Source organism: Escherichia sp. E4385 (assembly GCF_963883145.1).
GTDB lineage: Bacteria > Pseudomonadota > Gammaproteobacteria > Enterobacterales > Enterobacteriaceae > Escherichia.
Genome location: NZ_CAWOOJ010000012.1, coordinates 74,420 through 91,685 on the forward strand (window position 1 = coordinate 74,420; position 17,266 = coordinate 91,685).

The 17,266-nt window shown below is 50.6% G+C and carries 16 protein-coding genes, 1 pseudogene and 1 other annotated feature; of the genes and pseudogenes, 7 read left to right on the top strand and 10 right to left on the bottom strand.

Translation table 11 applies throughout. From position 1 onward, the window contains the following. Nucleotides 1–45: 45 nt before the first annotated feature. From ymiC to topA, 5 genes are all read right to left on the bottom strand, one after another. The gene (gene ymiC, locus AACS80_RS11885; RefSeq protein ID WP_130208851.1) at nt 46–141 is read right to left on the bottom strand and encodes a small membrane protein YmiC; all 96 of its coding nucleotides are present in this window, start codon (nt 139–141) and stop codon (nt 46–48) included. A 115-nt stretch (nt 142–256) separates the two neighbouring features. After that, nucleotides 257–427 carry a hypothetical protein gene (locus AACS80_RS11890; protein WP_130208853.1) on the bottom strand — a complete coding sequence of 57 codons (171 nt, stop codon included), beginning with the start codon at nt 425–427 and terminating at the stop codon, nt 257–259. Between the two features lie 2 nt (nt 428–429). Beyond that, on the bottom strand, nt 430–570 hold the full coding sequence (locus tag AACS80_RS11895) for a YmiA family putative membrane protein (protein WP_212741620.1): 141 nt from the start codon (nt 568–570) through the stop codon (nt 430–432). Between the two features lie 319 nt (nt 571–889). Then, the gene (gene cysB, locus AACS80_RS11900; RefSeq protein ID WP_064527218.1) at nt 890–1,864 is read right to left on the bottom strand and encodes an HTH-type transcriptional regulator CysB; all 975 of its coding nucleotides are present in this window, start codon (nt 1,862–1,864) and stop codon (nt 890–892) included. 209 nt (nt 1,865–2,073) lie between these two features. After that, nucleotides 2,074–4,671 carry a type I DNA topoisomerase gene (gene topA, locus AACS80_RS11905; RefSeq protein WP_130208855.1) on the bottom strand — a complete coding sequence of 866 codons (2,598 nt, stop codon included), beginning with the start codon at nt 4,669–4,671 and terminating at the stop codon, nt 2,074–2,076. 378 nt (nt 4,672–5,049) lie between these two features. On the opposite strand from topA, the gene AACS80_RS11910 reads away from it, so the two are divergent. Next, nucleotides 5,050–5,301, top strand: a complete 252-nt coding sequence (locus tag AACS80_RS11910) for a YciN family protein (protein WP_130208857.1) — start codon at nt 5,050–5,052, stop codon at nt 5,299–5,301. A 35-nt stretch (nt 5,302–5,336) separates the two neighbouring features. On the opposite strand, the gene sohB is transcribed toward AACS80_RS11910, so the two are convergent. After that, nucleotides 5,337–6,386 (bottom strand): protease SohB, encoded by a 1,050-nt coding sequence (sohB, locus tag AACS80_RS11915; RefSeq protein WP_130259729.1) that lies wholly within the window; start codon nt 6,384–6,386, stop codon nt 5,337–5,339. A 218-nt stretch (nt 6,387–6,604) separates the two neighbouring features. Between sohB and AACS80_RS11920 the strand changes: the two genes are divergently transcribed. Next, entirely contained in the window at nt 6,605–7,363 is a 759-nt protein-coding gene (locus AACS80_RS11920) for a YciK family oxidoreductase (protein WP_135409880.1), read from the top strand. Beyond that, nucleotides 7,360–7,950, top strand: a complete 591-nt coding sequence (gene cobO / locus AACS80_RS11925) for a cob(I)yrinic acid a,c-diamide adenosyltransferase (protein WP_135409879.1) — start codon at nt 7,360–7,362, stop codon at nt 7,948–7,950. Before AACS80_RS11920 ends, cobO begins: the two co-directional genes overlap by 4 nt. 39 nt (nt 7,951–7,989) lie before the next feature. Here the strand turns inward: cobO and rluB are convergent, their stop codons facing one another. The 4 genes and pseudogenes from rluB to rnm form a co-directional block, all read right to left on the bottom strand. Then, nucleotides 7,990–8,862 (bottom strand): 23S rRNA pseudouridine(2605) synthase RluB, encoded by an 873-nt coding sequence (gene rluB / locus AACS80_RS11930; RefSeq protein ID WP_001291216.1) that lies wholly within the window; start codon nt 8,860–8,862, stop codon nt 7,990–7,992. 191 nt (nt 8,863–9,053) lie between these two features. After that, nucleotides 9,054–10,939, bottom strand: a pseudogene (locus AACS80_RS11935) (DUF2207 domain-containing protein). Between the two features lie 27 nt (nt 10,940–10,966). Beyond that, nucleotides 10,967–11,587, bottom strand: a complete 621-nt coding sequence (locus AACS80_RS11940) for an L-threonylcarbamoyladenylate synthase (RefSeq protein ID WP_001516499.1) — start codon at nt 11,585–11,587, stop codon at nt 10,967–10,969. Then, nucleotides 11,584–12,465 carry an RNase RNM gene (rnm, locus tag AACS80_RS11945; RefSeq protein ID WP_001285663.1) on the bottom strand — a complete coding sequence of 294 codons (882 nt, stop codon included), beginning with the start codon at nt 12,463–12,465 and terminating at the stop codon, nt 11,584–11,586. Before rnm ends, AACS80_RS11940 begins: the two co-directional genes overlap by 4 nt. Nucleotides 12,466–12,602: 137 nt before the next feature. Between rnm and trpL the strand changes: the two genes are divergently transcribed. The 4 genes from trpL to trpCF all read left to right on the top strand — a co-directional run bounded on the left by trpL (nt 12,603) and on the right by trpCF (nt 17,258). Further along, the gene (trpL, locus tag AACS80_RS11950; RefSeq protein WP_001700591.1) at nt 12,603–12,647 is read left to right on the top strand and encodes a trp operon leader peptide; all 45 of its coding nucleotides are present in this window, start codon (nt 12,603–12,605) and stop codon (nt 12,645–12,647) included. Next, nucleotides 12,624–12,717: a sequence feature (Trp leader region), on the top strand. (Overlaps the previous gene by 24 nt.) A gap of 21 nt (nt 12,718–12,738) precedes the next feature. After that, entirely contained in the window at nt 12,739–14,301 is a 1,563-nt protein-coding gene (gene trpE, locus AACS80_RS11955; RefSeq protein WP_135409878.1) for an anthranilate synthase component I, read from the top strand. Then, nucleotides 14,301–15,896 (top strand): bifunctional anthranilate synthase glutamate amidotransferase component TrpG/anthranilate phosphoribosyltransferase TrpD, encoded by a 1,596-nt coding sequence (gene trpD, locus AACS80_RS11960; protein WP_000763524.1) that lies wholly within the window; start codon nt 14,301–14,303, stop codon nt 15,894–15,896. The genes trpE and trpD overlap by 1 nt, the downstream gene beginning before the upstream one ends. Then, nucleotides 15,897–17,258 (top strand): bifunctional indole-3-glycerol-phosphate synthase TrpC/phosphoribosylanthranilate isomerase TrpF, encoded by a 1,362-nt coding sequence (gene trpCF, locus AACS80_RS11965; protein ID WP_171021442.1) that lies wholly within the window; start codon nt 15,897–15,899, stop codon nt 17,256–17,258. Nucleotides 17,259–17,266 lie beyond the last annotated feature (8 nt).

A 17,266-nucleotide genomic window follows, 5' to 3' on the forward strand; every position in this document is an offset into this window, starting at 1 on the left:
CGTGTGGCAAAGCAAAAGAAAACCCCGCCGCAGCGGGGTCAGGGATCAGTGAGTAACGATCCAGAGGAGTTCAGCCCAGAAGAGCATCGACAGAGAAAATGCGCCCATCCAGGACCAGTATTTCGTATTTGTAGTGATCATAGGCTACACCCTTAACAGTTATTACTTTATGTTGAGATAACTCAACCTGTTATTGCTGTGGTGTAATAAAAGCCGTTATATTCATTAATATATTGGGGAACAAGAATGATGATAATTATTGTTTCTGCTGATCATCTTCAGCAAACATCTCTATAAAGGCTTGCTGTTGCGGTGTTAGTTTCCAGCTATGGGGTATAACGACGGAACAGTCCCGTTTCGTTTCCGTTGCATTGTCATTCTGCTGACATAATGGTGACGGTTCCTGATGTTGCTCCTGAACGACCATAGTTATCCCCACACTTTCCAAATCAGCAGTGCGACAACCACCCAAAAGAGCGCAGAACCAAGAAATACCGCAAGCCAGGCTTTGCGTTTTAATTCAGGGTCCCGGCGGGGGTCCTGATTTCCAGAAGGCATTGCTAACCTCATATAATCGCCATCACTTATCAGAAAGATGCTAAACGATTGGGATAATTAATCAAATGATAGGACAAATCCTAATGAAACTTTAGTCAAAAATCCAGCGAATTTACGAATCGCTTCCAGTGAATAATTCAATCTTTTGACCTGAAATAGATATTTGAAGAGTGGAGTTTGCAACGCGGATAAATAGACACTACTTTATGCTCGATTTGCCATAAAAATTTTGTGGATATTTATATTGTGAGCGACTAACAAATAAAAAGGAATAGAGAATATATTCCGGCACCTTTGTCACATAAAAAGATGCCGGAAATAACGTGGGTAATTATTTTTCTGGCAATTTGATATCTTTGAACATGACTTCAATTTCTTCATTGGAACGCAGTGCAACGGCGGCATCAACGACGTCTCGCGTTAAATGCGGCGCAAAACGCTGAATGAAATCATACATATAGCTGCGTAAAAACGTACTACGGCGAAAACCAATTTTAGTTGTGCTGTGGCTGAAGATATCATGTGCATCGACACGCACCAGATCGGGGTCTGAAACCGGATCGACCGCCATGCTGGCAATGACCCCTACTCCCAGCCCAAGACGAACGTAGGTTTTAATGACGTCAGCATCAGTTGCTGTGAAGACAATTCGCGGCGTCAGCCCTGCGCGGTTAAAGGCTGTGTCCAGTTCGGAACGGCCGGTAAAGCCGAAGGTATACGTTACTAGCGGATACTGCGCCAGTTCTTCAATCGTGATCTCCTTTTTGCCCGCCAGAGGATGATCCGGGGTTACCACAATGGCCCGGTTCCAGTGGTAGCACGGCAACATCACTAAATCTTCATATAAATGCAGGGCTTCCGTGGCAATTGCGAAATCAGCATTACCTTTAGAGACTGCATCAGCAATTTGTGTCGGCGAGCCCTGATGCATATGCAAAGAAACTCGAGGATAACGCTCGATAAAGCCTTTAATGACATTTGGCAGCGCATAACGTGCCTGAGTATGGGTAGTGGCAATATACAGCGAGCCTTTATCAGGCCAGGTGTGTTCACCGGCTACCGATTTAATGGCGTCGACCTTTGACAACACTTCACGAGCAATACGGATAATTTCCTGCCCTGCGGGGGTTACCTGCGTCAGGTGCTTACCGCTACGGGAAAAAATTTGAATGCCCAGTTCATCTTCCAACATTCTGACTTGCTTACTGATCCCGGGTTGTGATGTGTAAAGTCCTTCAGCCGTTGAGGAGACATTCAGGTTATGATTGACTACCTCAACAATATAGCGAAGTTGTTGTAATTTCATGTTAAACCATCCAATTAGACGCCATCAGAACATCGTTTTTTCGCCACACCTGGCGGGTGACTAATACGATTTAATAATAAAAAAAGTGATAACTATAACCACTATATCATTTATAGCTTTAGTGTATAGGTATGTAGAAAAAATAATATGCAATGAAAAAGGGCCGCTTTTGCGACCCTTTGTTTATAAAAACCTGACAGACTTAAAGGTTATTTTTTCCCTTCAACCCATTTGCCATCAACATAAAATGCTGACCAGCCAGTTGCCTTTCCGTCTTTTTCCGAAGAGACATATTGCTGTTTAGTTTTGCGGCTAAAGCGAACCATTGTCTTATTACCGTCTGGATCTTGCTGCGGAGCCTCCGCCAGATAACGCAGTTTTTCCGGCAGACGGTCGCGGAAGCGATAAAGCTCTTCAACCAGCGGCGCACGCGTTTCACGAGATTTCGGGAAGGTGTTGGCAGCCAGGAACACTCCAGCAGCGCCGTCACGGAGCACGAAATAAGCATCCGATTTTTCGCACGCTAATTCTGGCAGCGGAACCGGATCTTCTTTCGGTGGCGCCACTTCGCCGTTACGTAAAATCTTACGCGTGTTTTTACACTCTTCGTTGGTGCAGGCCATGTATTTACCGAAACGCCCCATTTTCAGGTGCATTTCAGAGCCACATTTTTCACACTCAACGATCGGGCCGTCATAACCTTTAATGCGGAATTCACCCTCTTCGATCTCGTAACCATCGCAGGTTGGGTTATTACCACAAACATGCAACTTACGTTTTGGATCGATGAGATAGCTGTCCATCGCCGTGCCGCATTTCGGGCAACGACGTTTGGCGCGCAGGGCGTTAGTTTCAGCGTCTTCGCCTTCCAGTACGTTCAGTACTTCGTTTTCCGGCACCAGGTTAATGGTGGTTTTGCAACGCTCTTTCGGCGGCAGCGCATAGCCAGAACAGCCAAGGAATACCCCGGTGCTCGCTGTACGAATACCCATTTTGCGACCACAGGTAGGGCAGTCAATACTGGTCAAAACCATCTGGTTTGGACGCATACCGCCCTCTTCCGGATCTTTTTCCGCTTTATCAAGCTGCTGGGTGAAATCCGAGAAGAAGTGATCCAGTACGGCTTTCCACTCCGCTTCGTGATTTGCCACCTGGTCGAGGCTGTTTTCCATCTGCGCGGTGAAGTCGTAATTCATTAATTCGCGGAAATTTTCTTCCAGACGATCGGTTACGATTTCACCCATTTTTTCCGCATAGAATCGACGGTTTTCCACACGCACATAGCCGCGATCCTGGATGGTCGAAATAATCGACGCATAGGTAGACGGACGACCAATACCGCGTTTTTCCAACTCTTTAACCAGCGAGGCTTCGCTGAAACGGGCTGGCGGCTTGGTAAAGTGCTGTGCCGGAGTCAGTTCAACAAGCGACAGAGAGTCGCCTTTATCGACTGCCGGTAAAATACGATCTTCATCGCCTTTACGCAGCGCAGGCATTACTTTCGTCCAGCCATCAAAGCGCAGAATACGTCCGCGTGCTTTCAGGCGGAAATCGCCTGCACCAACGGTCAGCGTGGTGGAATCATATTTCGCCGGGGTCATCTGACAGGCAACAAACTGACGCCAGATTAACTGGTAAAGTTTCTGTGCGTCCGCTTCCATATCCTTCAGCGATTCCGCCATCACATTGACGTCAGAAGGACGAATTGCTTCGTGCGCTTCTTGTGAGTTTTCTTTGCTGGCGTACTGATTCGGACTTTCCGGCAGATATTTATTACCAAAATTATCGCTGATATAACCGCGAACCATATTTACCGCGTCCTGACTCAGGTTAGTGGAGTCAGTACGCATGTAAGTGATATAGCCTGCTTCATACAGACGCTGCGCCATCATCATGGTCTTTTTCACGCCAAAACCAAGACGGGTGCTGGCAGCCTGTTGCAGCGTAGAGGTAATAAAAGGAGCGCCAGGTTTACTGGTGGTCGGTTTGTCTTCACGTTCCAGCACGCTATAGCGCGCTTTTTCCAGCAGACTTACCGCAGCCTGAGTTTGTTCTTTATTGACCGGGCGGAACGGTTTGTCATTCTGATGAGTCACCTGCAAAGCCAATGCCTCGCCGGATGGCGTGGTCGTGCTGGCATCCACTTCCCAGAACTCTTCCGGTACGAACGCTTTAATTTCACGCTCACGTTCAACCACCAGGCGGACCGCTACCGACTGCACACGCCCGGCAGACAGACCACGAGCAATTTTTTTCCACAGCAGCGGAGAAACCATATACCCCACCACGCGGTCCATAAAGCGACGCGCCTGCTGGGCATTAACACGATCGATATTCAGCTCACCTGGCTTGTTAAATGCCTGACGAATCGCGTTTTTCGTAATTTCGTTAAATACCACTCGGCTATAGCGCGCATCATCACCACCAATCACTTCCCGCAGGTGCCACGCAATGGCTTCCCCTTCGCGGTCAAGGTCGGTTGCGAGATAGATGTGGTCGGCTTTTTCAGCCAGTTGTTTCAGTTCAGAGACGACCTTCTCTTTACCTGGCAACACTTCATAGTGCGCCTCCCAATTGTGCCACGGGTCAACCCCCATACGGTTGACGAGAGCGCCACGTTCATCCTTTTTAGGCTTTTTAGCCGTCTTGGTGGAGGTAGAGTCGGCACTCTTTTTGGCTGCTGAGCCACTGGTCGGCAAATCGCGGATGTGACCGACGCTGGATTTCACCACGTAGTCACTACCCAGATACTTGTTGATCGTTTTGGCTTTTGCCGGGGACTCAACGATGACAAGAGCTTTACCCATATTCACCTTACCTAATTTGATTCTTCCAGGAATGCGTCGCACATTGATAAACCTTCCACTGGCAACGAGTTACCGATATGGACTCGCTCTCTGCGGATATCAACCCCTTGTCGTGACTCTGTTCACGATAATTCAGGTGACTGAGTTAACAGGTCTGGCCTACAGGCGCTATAGCACGACGTAATTTTGGTCGAATGTCAAGCAAATCTATTGCCAGATTGACGAAAGCGTCACACTGTACCTGATAAAATCCGTTACGCAACTTTATTAGCATGCAAAATCCAAAGTTGCCAGTAAGGCGCTCTTGCCGTCAGCGTGGTATATTTGTCTGCAAGCCATGCCTGGCGTAGACTAATGTCCTTGTTTAAGGAGTAAATAATGAACAAAGAGACACAACCCATCGACCGCGAAACGCTGTTGAAAGAGGCTAACAAAATCATACGTGAGCATGAGGATACGCTCGCAGGGATTGAAGCCACCGGCGTCACGCAGCGTAATGGCGTGCTGGTGTTTAGCGGCGATTATTTTTTAGATGAACAAGGATTGCCGACAGCGAAAAGCACCGCTGTGTTTAATATGTTCAAACACCTGGCCCATGTGCTCTCGGAAAAATACCATCTGGTCGATTAAAGCAAAACGCGAGGTTTTATCCTCGCGTTTATCTTTTACATCAACGGCTTTTGCCCGCGTTGCCACCAGCGTAGCAACAATCGGTCGGCGCTCTCTGCCGCGCTGCCAGTGAATCGATCGATCAACCGTTTACGCTGCATATAGCGTACATTGACCACTTCACGACCTTCCATCAGGCTAAGGATCACTTCATCACTGGTGTTGATTTCGTCAACCAGCCCTTTCTCCACCGCCTGTTGTCCGTACCAGTGTTCACCGGTTGCCACCATTTCAATGTCCAGAGACGGACGCATACGCTTCACAAAATCTTTAAATAACTGATGCGTTTCGTTCAGTTCTTCGCGGAATTTCTCGCGCCCTTCTTCGGTGTTTTCACCCAGCACTGTCAGCGTGCGCTTATACTGCCCGGCAGTGTGCAGTTCGATATCAATATCTTTGCTTTTCAGGAAGCGGTTAAAGTTGGGCATTTGCGCCACAACACCAATAGAGCCAACAATTGCAAACGGCGCTGAAACAATTTTATCCGCCACACAGGCCATCATGTAACCGCCGCTGGCAGCCACTTTGTCTACCGTAACGGTTAAAGGAATATTTTTATCGCGTAGGCGCTGCAACTGTGAAGCCGCCAGACCGTAACCATGTACCATGCCTCCGGGGCTTTCCAGACGCAGAACGACCTGATCCTGCGGTTTAAATGCCGCGAGTACCGCAGTAACCTCTTCACGTAGCGCGTTCACTTCATGGGCGTCCATGCTGCCCTTGAAATCCAGCACCCAGACTCGTGGCTTGCTTTCGGCTGCCACCTCGCCCAGTTTGGCTTTTGCTTTCGCTGCCTTCGCTTCTTGCTTGTGCTTTTTCTTCTGCGCTTTGTGCCACTGTTTTTGCTGATGTGGATCCATCAGCGCCGCAGCCAGTTCTTCTTTCATCTCCTTATACTGTTCGCTGAGATTGTTGACTCGTAACTCGCCACGCTGGCGTTTATTACGTTGAGCAACATTGACAATAATGGCGGCAATAGCCGCAATCGCCACCACAACGGTGACGATTTTCGCCAAAAACAAACCATATTCAGACAACAATTCCACGAGTCCCACCTTGGTTAAACAACGCTTTGGCTCACAGTTTACAACAGGCATGTTAAGCCGTCTCGCAGAGATGTTATTGCGGCGAAAGTATGACAAAGTATTCATTTTACGGCGTTATCGCCCCAGGCTGATTGAAATGCCCTCCTGTTTCAGGCATAAAACCCCAAAGTCATAAAGTACACTGGCAGCGCGACTGTTGATGTCGTCGGGGAGTAGCCATGCATTACCAACCAAAACAAGATTTACTCAATGATCGTATTATCCTGGTGACAGGCGCCAGCGACGGCATTGGTCGTGAAGCCGCTTTAACTTATGCGCGCTATGGCGCGACGGTCATTCTGCTGAGCCGGAACGAAGAAAAATTACGTCAGGTGGCCCAGAGCATGTTCGAAGAGACAGGACGCCAGCCGCAATGGTTTCTTCTCGATTTGCTGACCTGTACGTCCGAAGACTGCCAACAACTGGCACAGCGTATTGCTGTTAATTACCCGCGTCTGGACGGCGTGCTGCATAACGCCGGATTGCTCGGCGATGTTTGCCCAATGCACGAACAAAATCCGCAGGTCTGGCAGGACGTCATGCAGGTCAACGTTAATGCCACCTTTATGCTCACCCAGGCACTGCTTCCTTTATTACTCAAATCGGACGCCGGTTCGCTGGTCTTTACCTCATCAAGCGTTGGGCGTCAGGGGCGTGCCAACTGGGGCGCATATGCGGTGTCGAAATTTGCCACCGAAGGAATGATGCAAGTGCTGGCCGATGAATATCAGCAGCGCCTGCGCGTCAACTGCATTAACCCCGGCGGTACACGTACTGCAATGCGTGCCAGTGCTTTCCCCACCGAAGATCCACAGAAACTCAAAACACCCGCCGATATCATGCCACTCTATTTATGGCTGATGGGCGATGACAGCCGCCGTAAAACCGGCATGACCTTTGACGCCCAACCGGGCCGCAAACCAGGAATTTCCCAATGAGTGATGAACGCTACCAACAGCGTCAGCAGCGTGTTAAAGAGAAAGTTGATGCTCGCGTGGCGCAAGCGCAGGATGAGCGTGGCATTGTCATCGTCTTTACCGGCAATGGAAAAGGCAAAACCACCGCGGCATTTGGTACCGCAACTCGCGCGGTTGGCCATGGCAAAAAAGTGGGGGTCGTGCAGTTTATTAAAGGTACCTGGCCTAACGGCGAGCGCAATTTGCTGGAGCCACATGGCGTTGAGTTTCAGGTGATGGCAACGGGCTTTACCTGGGATACGCAAAATCGCGAGTCTGATACTGCCGCCTGCCGTGAAGTCTGGCAACATGCCAAACGAATGCTGGCAGATCCTTCACTGGATATGGTTTTGCTCGATGAGCTGACTTATATGGTGGCGTATGACTATTTGCCACTGGAAGAAGTGGTGCAGGCGTTAAATGAACGTCCAGATCAGCAGACGGTGATTATCACGGGTCGTGGTTGTCATCGGGATATTCTTGAACTGGCGGATACGGTGAGTGAATTACGCCCCGTGAAACATGCGTTTGATGCCGGTGTAAAAGCGCAGATAGGGATTGATTATTAATCTGTAAAAATGCCGGATATGACGTCCGGCATACTTTGATTAACCGTTATTACGTCCACCAGAGCGACGACCGCCGCTCACCTGACTGTGACGTTTCACCGCACGTCTAATTTGATTTGCTTTCATACGACGACGGTCTTTTTCTACAGCGACTTTAGAGCTGGTTTCTGGTGGTAGCTCCACCAGTTCGCGCAGATAGTTAGTCTGGGCGAGATCCAGCTCCGTCCAGCCGCCGCGTGGCAGACCTTTCGGCAGTGGAATATCACCGTAACGCACACGGATCAGGCGACTTACCTGCACGCCAACCGCTTCCCACAGACGACGAACTTCACGGTTACGGCCTTCGGTCAGAGTCACGTTGTACCACTGGTTGATCCCTTCACCGCCGCTGAACTTGATGGTTTTAAAGGCTGCCGGACCATCTTCCAGCTGCACACCACGGCTTAAATCACGCAGTTTCGCGTCGTCAACCTGACCAAATACACGCACGGCATATTCACGTTCAACTTCACGGCTTGGATGCATTAAACGGTTTGCCAGTTCACCATCGGTGGTGAACAGCAACAGACCACAGGTGTTAACGTCCAGACGACCTACGGCAATCCAGCGTGCGCCACGCAGTTTTGGCAGGCGATCAAACACCGTTGGACGCCCTTCCGGATCGTTACGGGTACACAACTCACCTTCTGGTTTGTAATAGGCCAGAACGCGACAAATTTGTTCAGCGGACTCACGTACCGAAATCAGATGACCATCGATACGGATTTTCAGCCCAGGGGTAACTTCAACGCGATCGCCGAGTTTAGCAATTTTGCCATCAACACTCACACGACCGGCTTCAATAATAGATTCGATTTCACGGCGAGAACCGTGGCCGGCACGCGCCAGCACTTTCTGTAACTTTTCGCTCATTGAGCTTCCTTTTGGTGTCGCCTTCCCAGGCGTCTGGTATGCTTTTGTGCAACAATGAGTCAGAACTTACATCTGACTCACTGATAGTAAAGTCTGTTTGAACTCTTCAGGCCGTAGCTGGCCTGCCTTTGAGGCGGAACATCATACACGATCTTTATGGTTAAAGCTTGTTTCGATTAACATCGGCTTTATTACCAACGACCACCAGCGCCAGAACCACCACCGGAATAGCTCCGCCCCAACAAACTGGTATAGGCCCCGCAACTCAGGTGCGTCTGTAATGAGAATAAAACGCCGTTACGGGCAATCTCTGGAGCGCGAATCGCCGAAGAAAGCGAAGGGGCAATGCGTAACGCCCATTCCCTCCTCAAATTTGCCGATATAGCCCAACCTAACAAAGCGTAATCCAGTTTCCGTGTTTCCCCTTTCCGCCGCCGCCCACTGTGCGTTGCCGCCTCTTTACGCGCAAGATAGTTAACGATAGCTTCACCGTGGGCATAACGTTGCTGCCCAGTTTGGGTAAACTTTGGCAGAAAAATATACCCCATGCCAGTGAGATAACCGGTCAGGAAAACAGCGCTAAAATAACCCGCTGGCATATACCAGTAAAAGAATACATCTCCGACATTGACATAGAGAGAATAGAAGGCCACGCCTGAACAAATCAGTGGTAAGAACAAAGTGATGATTACACGATTAACGCAAGGCTTGTCATCATCGCGGGCAAACAAAAGCTCAAGGGAACAAAATAAAAAAGGAAGAAGCCAGCAGATCATAATAAACATATCGCCCACCAGACTCATTCCTGCCCAACCTACGGGACTCAGGTTACCGTAGAGAATGACCGCCAATATCGCCATTCCGCCCCATTGCAAAAACGCATCAGGTCGGTAAAACGAAGACTTTTTACGCGGCAGATAAAATTTCTGCATCCGTAAAAATGCCCTGCGTAAGACTCTGTTGCGCCTCCCCGTAAGGACGACCTTATCGCCTTTACGAAATAACGCTTCCAGTAATAACTGCTCTGCGGGCAGTAATACCGCATTATTTCTGGTCGCGCCTTCATTAACACGAATCAAGATTTGCTGGTTCTTGTCATACTGATCTTCCAGATGAATTTTTCCTTTCACAATCAGATTTACGATATCGGCACAAAAACCTTTATCGTCGTAAACCAGCTTCGCATCGAGACGTAACATGCCGGGCGTGTAATCTGGCGGAATGACATCGGTTTCAATCACATCTACCGGCGTAAATTGCGGCCTGCGCTTCCAGAGATATAACCATCCGCAAGCCAGGAGCAAACACGGTAACCAAATGATAAGAGACGATGTTGAGGGCCCAAAAAGATGGCTAAAAATATTCGTCGTGTGTTGTGCCGGGGCATTATCCAGCAAGGCAGGAGGCCAGCGGTAGAGAACCGTGAAATCTTCACGATAAAACGGATTGCGGGATTCAATTCTTCCGTCCTCAAGGATAAGGCCATTTCGATATGTGTCGCCCTCATCTCCGGTAAAGAGATCGATTTCACTAAATGGATTACCCGCAATATTAGAGAACTTGAGTGAAAATCGGATCTTATAGATTTCAAACGGCCAGTTGTTACCGGTCACGTTCCAGATTAGCAGGTCAGAATCATCCTCGCGCAGGAAAGCATTTTTAACCTGATAATGAATTTGATAATGATAGTCGCCTTGAGGCAAGAAACGTTGTTTATCGCCCACGACAATACTCATATACTCATTAACCCGATATGCCAGTCAAGATGCCAGAGTTCAGGAACGCCATCACGGGTGACGCCAACAATACGATAGTTCAGCAGTGCAGCATCCCCATTAGGCTGCAGCCATAGTCGGGGTAAATCACGATAAAACCCGTGCTTAATCTGCTGATTTCGCGCCTGAAAATGAATGTTCTCTTTGATGTCGAGCACCCCATCCGGTTGCAGAGTGGCTTCAACATCAAAGAGCGAGATCCCTTCTTCATATGAAGGGATCTCCGTGTTTATCGCATAACTCAACGAAGAGAAAAAAAGCCCAACTATCAACAGCAAAATGCAGCGATATATCCCTGCCATAATCTTCCATCCGTGGAACGCAATTTTTTATAAGAAAGGCTTCACATCACCCACGCCTTCACGCACCACGACCGGCGTATCATCGGTAAGATCAATGACCGTTGTCGGTTTCTGCCCGAGATAGCCGCCGTGGATAATCAAATCCACCTGTTTTTCCAGACGGTCTTTAATTTCTTCCGGATCGGATTCGGTAAATTCGCTGCCCGGTAGCATCAGCGATGTGGAAAGCATCGGTTCGCCCAATACCTCAAGCAACGCCTGCGCAATCGGGTTAGAAGGCACACGCATCCCAATGGTTTTGCGTTTTTCCTGCAACAGACGGCGTGGCACTTCCTTCGTCCCCTTCAGGATGAAGGTATAGTTGCCCGGCGTGTTGTTTTTCATTAAACGAAACGCAACGTTATCCACGAATGAATAGGTCGAAAGTTCAGAAAGATCGCGACACATCAGGGTAAAGTTGTGACCGTCCGGCAGCTGGCGAATACGACAAATACGCTCCATCGCGTTTTTATCTTCAATTTTACAGCCGAGTGCGTAGCCGGAATCGGTTGGATAAACAATCACCCCGCCTTTACGCACGATCTCCACCGCCTGGTTGATCAGACGTTGCTGCGGGTTATCAGGATGAATATAAAAAAACTGGCTCATAATTCCCTCTCTGTGGTGTTCTGCGGCTGTTCCCATAGCTGCCAGACGCCTTCAACGCCTGCGGGCAGCCAGAGTTTACGACCCAGTTCGATCCACGGGCATGGCTGATGAAAATCAGATCCTTGTGATGCCCATAAATGATGCTGGCGGGCAAGTGTCGCCAGCTGGGTACGTTCATTGGGCGATTGCTGGCACTGCGCGACTTCCATCGCGTCACCGTGGTGTTCGGCAAAATGCGCAACCAATCTTTTCAGCCATTTAGCACTAAGATTGTACCGCCCTGGATGAGCAAGCACCGCCTTACCGCCAGAATGATGAATGACATCAATAGCTTGTTCTATTGTACACCACTGTGGCGGAACGTATCCGGTTTTCCCGCGCGCCAGATACTTTTTAAAGACATCCGCCATTGAACTGGCTTTGCCGCACTCCACCAGGAAACGAGCAAAATGACCGCGCGTCACCGCACCGCCCTGCGCCAGTCGTTGCGCGCCTTCCAGCGCCCCTGGTATTTGCGCTTTTTCAAGTCTTTCGGCAATTAGCTGCGCCCGCTGATTGCGCCGTTCTGTCTGCTGCGCGAGGAACTCACACATTAGCGGATGAGTAATATCAATATTCAGCCCGACAATATGAATTTCATGATTTTCCCAGACCGTGGAAATTTCCACGCCGGGAATAAGATTCAGCGCCAGTCCCGAACGTGAAATTTCCTCTCTTGCTGGCGCGATTGCAGCTGTGGTGTCATGGTCGGTGATCGCCAGAGTGCCGACGCGCATCTCGACCGCACGGTGCACCAACGCCTCTGGCGTCAGGCAGCCATCGGAAGCTGTGGTATGGCTGTGCAGGTCGTAAATCACTGCGTAATTCGTGTCGCTCAAGGCGCACTCCCGTGTTGGATAATGTTTTTGGCGCCGACATCATAACGGTTCTGGCAAATATTCTGAAATGAGCTGTTGACAATTAACCATCGAACTAGTTAACTAGTACGTAAGTTCACGTAAAAAGGGTATCGACAATGAAAGCGATTTTCGTACTGAAAGGTTGGTGGCGCACTTCCTGAAACGGGCAGTGTATTCACCATGCGTAAAGCAATCAGATACCCAGCCCGCCTTATAAGCGGGCTTTTTTTTGAACAAAATTAGAGAATAACAATGCAAACACAAAAACCGACTCTCGAATTGTTAACCTGCGAAGGCGCTTATCGCGATAATCCCACCGCGCTTTTTCACCAGTTGTGTGGGGATCGTCCAGCAACGCTGCTGCTGGAATCCGCAGATATCGACAGCAAAGATGATTTAAAAAGCCTGCTGCTGGTAGACAGTGCGCTGCGCATTACGGCTTTAGGTGACACTGTCACAATTCAGGCGCTTTCCGGCAATGGCGAAGCCCTGCTGATACTACTGGATAACGCCCTGCCTGCGGGTGTGGAAAATGAACAAGCACCAAACTGCCGTGTGCTGCGCTTCCCCCCTGTCAGTCCACTGCTGGATGAAGACGCCCGCTTATGCTCCCTTTCGGTTTTTGACGCTTTCCGCTTATTACAGAATCTGTTGAATGTACCGAAGGAAGAACGAGAAGCAATGTTCTTCGGCGGGCTGTTCTCTTATGACCTTGTGGCGGGATTTGAAGATTTACCGCAATTGTCAGCGGAAAATAACTGCCCTGATTTCTGTTTTTATCTCGCTGAAACGCTGATGGTGATTGACCATCAGAAAAAAAGCACCCGCATTCAGGCAAGCCTGTTTGCTCCCAATGAAGAAGAAAAACAGCGTCTCACTACGCGCCTGCACGAGTTGCGCCAGCGACTGACCGAAGACGCGCCGCCGCTGCCGGTGGTTTCCGTGCCGCATATGCGTTGTGAATGTAACCAGAGCGATGAAGAGTTCGGTGGCGTAGTGCGTTTGTTGCAAAAAGCGATTCGCGCCGGAGAAATTTTCCAGGTGGTGCCATCTCGCCGTTTCTCTCTGCCCTGCCCGTCACCGCTGGCGGCCTATTACGTGCTGAAAAAGAGTAATCCCAGCCCGTACATGTTTTTTATGCAGGATAATGATTTCACCCTGTTTGGCGCGTCGCCGGAAAGCTCGCTCAAGTATGACGCCACCAGCCGCCAGATTGAGATCTACCCAATTGCCGGAACACGCCCACGCGGTCGTCGTGCCGATGGTTCACTGGACAGAGACCTCGACAGCCGCATCGAACTGGAAATGCGTACCGATCATAAAGAGCTGTCTGAACATCTGATGCTGGTGGATCTCGCCCGTAATGATCTGGCACGCATTTGTACCCCCGGCAGCCGCTACGTCGCCGATCTCACCAAAGTTGACCGTTACTCTTACGTGATGCACCTGGTCTCCCGCGTTGTCGGTGAGCTGCGCCACGATCTCGACGCCCTGCACGCTTATCGCGCCTGTATGAATATGGGGACGTTAAGCGGTGCGCCGAAAGTACGCGCTATGCAGTTAATTGCCGAAGCGGAAGGTCGTCGACGCGGCAGCTACGGCGGCGCAGTAGGTTATTTCACCGCGCATGGCGATCTCGACACCTGCATTGTGATCCGCTCGGCGCTGGTAGAGAACGGAGTCGCCACCGTGCAGGCCGGTGCTGGCGTGGTACTTGATTCTGTTCCGCAGTCGGAAGCCGACGAAACCCGTAATAAAGCCCGCGCTGTACTGCGCGCTATTGCCACCGCGCATCATGCACAGGAGACATTCTGATGGCTGACATTCTGCTGCTCGATAATATCGACTCTTTTACTTACAACCTGGCAGATCAGTTGCGCAGCAATGGTCATAACGTGGTGATTTACCGCAACCATATTCCAGCGCAGACCTTAATTGAACGCCTGGCGACGATGAGCAATCCGGTACTGATGCTTTCTCCTGGCCCCGGTGTGCCGAGCGAAGCCGGTTGTATGCCGGAACTCCTCACCCGACTGCGCGGCAAGCTGCCAATCATTGGCATTTGCCTCGGGCATCAGGCGATTGTCGAAGCTTACGGGGGTTATGTCGGTCAGGCGGGCGAAATTCTTCACGGTAAAGCGTCGAGCATTGAACATGACGGTCAGGCGATGTTTGCCGGATTAACAAACCCGCTGCCGGTGGCGCGTTATCACTCGCTGGTTGGCAGCAACATTCCGGCAGGTTTAACCATCAACGCCCATTTTAATGGCATGGTGATGGCGGTGCGTCACGATGCGGATCGCGTTTGTGGGTTCCAGTTCCATCCGGAATCCATTCTTACCACTCAGGGCGCTCGCCTGCTGGAACAAACGCTGGCCTGGGCGCAGCAGAAACTAGAGCCAACCAACACGCTGCAACCGATTCTGGAAAAACTGTATCAGGCACAGACGCTTAGCCAACAAGAAAGCCACCAGCTTTTTTCAGCGGTGGTACGTGGCGAGCTGAAGCCAGAACAGCTCGCGGCGGCGCTGGTGAGCATGAAAATTCGCGGCGAGCACCCGAACGAGATCGCCGGGGCAGCAACTGCGCTACTGGAAAACGCCGCGCCGTTCCCGCGCCCTGATTATCTGTTTGCCGATATCGTCGGCACCGGCGGTGACGGCAGCAACAGTATCAATATTTCGACCGCCAGTGCGTTTGTCGCCGCGGCCTGTGGGCTGAAAGTGGCGAAACACGGTAACCGCAGCGTCTCCAGTAAATCTGGCTCGTCGGATCTGCTGGCGGCGTTCGGTATTAATCTTGATATGAATGCCGATAAATCGCGCCAGGCGCTGGATGAATTAGGCGTCTGTTTCCTCTTTGCGCCGAAATATCACACCGGATTCCGCCACGCGATGCCGGTTCGCCAGCAACTGAAAACTCGCACCCTGTTCAACGTGCTGGGGCCATTGATTAACCCGGCGCATCCTCCGCTGGCGTTAATTGGTGTCTACAGCCCGGAACTGGTGCTGCCAATTGCCGAAACCTTGCGCGTGCTGGGGTATCAACGTGCAGCGGTGGTACACAGCGGTGGAATGGATGAAGTTTCCTTACACGCTCCGACCATTGTTGCCGAGCTGCACGATGGTGAAATTAAAAGCTATCAACTGACCGCTGAAGATTTTGGCCTGACGCCCTACCACCAGGAGCAACTGGCTGGCGGAACACCGGAAGAAAACCGTGACATTTTAACACGCTTGTTACAAGGTAAAGGCGACGCCGCCCATGAAGCAGCCGTCGCGGCGAATGTCGCCATGTTAATGCGCCTGCATGGCCATGAAGATCTGCAAGCCAATGCGCAAACCGTTCTTGAGGTACTGCGCAGTGGTTCCGCTTACGACAGAGTCACCGCACTGGCGGCACGAGGGTAAATGATGCAAACCGTTTTAGCGAAAATCGTCGCAGACAAGGCGATTTGGGTAGAAGCCCGCAAACAGCAGCAACCGCTGGCCAGTTTTCAGAATGAGGTTCAGCCGAGCACGCGACATTTTTATGATGCGCTACAGGGTGCACGCACGGCGTTTATTCTGGAATGCAAGAAAGCGTCGCCGTCAAAAGGCGTGATCCGTGATGATTTCGATCCGGCACGCATTGCCTCGATTTATAAGCATTACGCTTCGGCAATTTCGGTGCTGACTGATGAGAAATATTTTCAGGGGAGCTTTGATTTCCTCCCCATCGTCAGCCAAATCGCCCCGCAGCCGATTTTATGTAAAGACTTCATTATCGATCCTTACCAGATCTATCTGGCGCGCTATTACCAGGCCGATGCCTGCTTATTAATGCTTTCAGTACTGGATGACGAACAATATCGCCAGCTTGCAGCCGTCGCCCATAGTTTGAAGATGGGTGTGCTGACCGAAGTCAGTAATGAAGAGGAACTGGAGCGCGCCATTGCATTGGGGGCAAAGGTCGTTGGCATCAACAACCGCGATCTGCGTGATTTGTCGATTGATCTCAACCGTACCCGCGAGCTTGCGCCGAAACTGGGGCACAACGTGACGGTAATCAGCGAATCCGGCATCAATACTTACGCTCAGGTGCGCGAGTTAAGCCACTTTGCTAACGGTTTTCTGATTGGTTCGGCGTTGATGGCCCATGACGATTTGAACGCCGCCGTGCGCCGGGTGTTGCTGGGTGAGAATAAAGTATGTGGCCTGACGCGTGGGCAAGATGCTAAAGCAGCTTATGACGCGGGCGCGATTTACGGTGGGTTGATTTTTGTTGCGACATCACCGCGTTGCGTCAGCGTTGAACAGGCGCAGGAAGTGATGGCTGCGGCACCGTTGCAGTATGTTGGTGTGTTCCGCAATCACGATATTGCCGATGTGGTGGACAAAACTAACGCGTTATCGCTGGCAGCAGTGCAACTGCATGGTAATGAAGATCAGCAATATATCGACGCACTGCGTGACGTGCTGCCCGCTAACGTTGCCATCTGGAAAGCATTGAGCGTCGGTGAAACTCTTCCCGCGCGCGATTTTCAGCACGTCGATAAATATGTTTTCGACAACGGCCAGGGTGGAAGCGGGCAACGTTTCGACTGGTCACTGTTAAATGGTCAATCGCTTGGCAACGTCCTGCTGGCGGGTGGCTTAGGCGCAGATAACTGCGTGGAAGCGGCACAAACCGGCTGCGCCGGGCTTGATTTTAATTCTGCTGTAGAGTCGCAACCGGGCATTAAAGACGCACGCCTTTTGGCCTCGGTTTTCCAGACGCTGCGCGCATATTAAGGAAAGGA